This window comes from Phaeodactylibacter xiamenensis, assembly GCF_000759025.1.
GTDB lineage: Bacteria > Bacteroidota > Bacteroidia > Chitinophagales > Saprospiraceae > Phaeodactylibacter > Phaeodactylibacter xiamenensis.
In genome coordinates this window covers 1-982 of sequence record NZ_JPOS01000111.1, presented here as the reverse complement: position 1 = coordinate 982, position 982 = coordinate 1, and the positions used below count along the sequence as shown (strand labels likewise).

1 protein-coding gene is annotated in these 982 nt (G+C 39.6%); it reads right to left on the bottom strand.

The features are described 5' to 3' along the window. Positions 1–568 precede the first annotated feature (568 nt). The gene (locus IX84_RS34400) at positions 569–700 is read right to left on the bottom strand and encodes a hypothetical protein (protein WP_262501679.1); all 132 of its coding nucleotides are present in this window, start codon (positions 698–700) and stop codon (positions 569–571) included. Between the last annotated feature and the right edge of the window lie 282 nt (positions 701–982).

The following is a 982-nucleotide window of genomic DNA, read 5'->3' as shown; positions in this document are numbered from 1 at the left end:
GGGGGCTTTTTTCAAGTTTATCCAATTCTCCGATTTCGGACCACCAGTTTTCGGGCAAAATGGATACCCTCATTTAGTTTATCGCCCGTAAAAACCAACTTAACCCAATGAAAATCATTCAATTGTTCTCCTGCTAAATCTATTCAATGCATCTGCGAACCCTTGAAAATCAATCTTATTCGGGCATGAAACCTTATTTGCTCATTGATTTTCATTTACCGTCTGATTTTCATAAGCCCCCTGGACGGGTACTCCTTTCCTGATACCGTTTTAATTTCCATTCAACGGGGCCGCGGCAACTCTTGATCTAATTTTTTAATTCGGGCTATCACGATTCTCGTAAACCAACTATAAAACTGTAGAAATCTCATCTGCCCCGCCTTAACAGATCAATTCTCCAATGGACTAACCAATTCATCCCCAGTTTCTGAATACTGATAATCAGGCATTTACCTTTTTTAGGCGGGGAGAATCATTCTTTCAAATTCTTACAGATACTGTTTTCTGTTGCGCGATTGTCTGTGAACGGCCCGGCTACGCGCAGGCTGGGATTCTAAATTTACTCATTTCATTCGATTTCACCAATACTAGCGCAGGCAGCAAAAGGCGAAACTGGCAAAGCCTGGCTTTTGCTGACTGCAGCGGGTTTTTCATTCTCTTTTTTCAATCGTAGATTTTTACCCAGCTTGAGTGTAGCCATTGTTATGGGTTGCCGCTTTATTCTTTTTCACCGATTTCAAAAAAGGGCCCATTTCAAATTCTGGACCAACCAAAAGGCGGCTATTCATTCTTTTCAACTGATTTTAATCTCTTGATTTTCAGTTGGTTCAATTTTAGAATTCTGATTCTTCAATTTGATGGATTCTAATCTCAAATCAACAAAAAATCTCACGATGATCAATCTATTTCCGGATTCAGGTCTCTATTTCCAGAAGATTCAACCTGATTTTTGATTCCTGATTTACTCAATTCGATTTCCCAG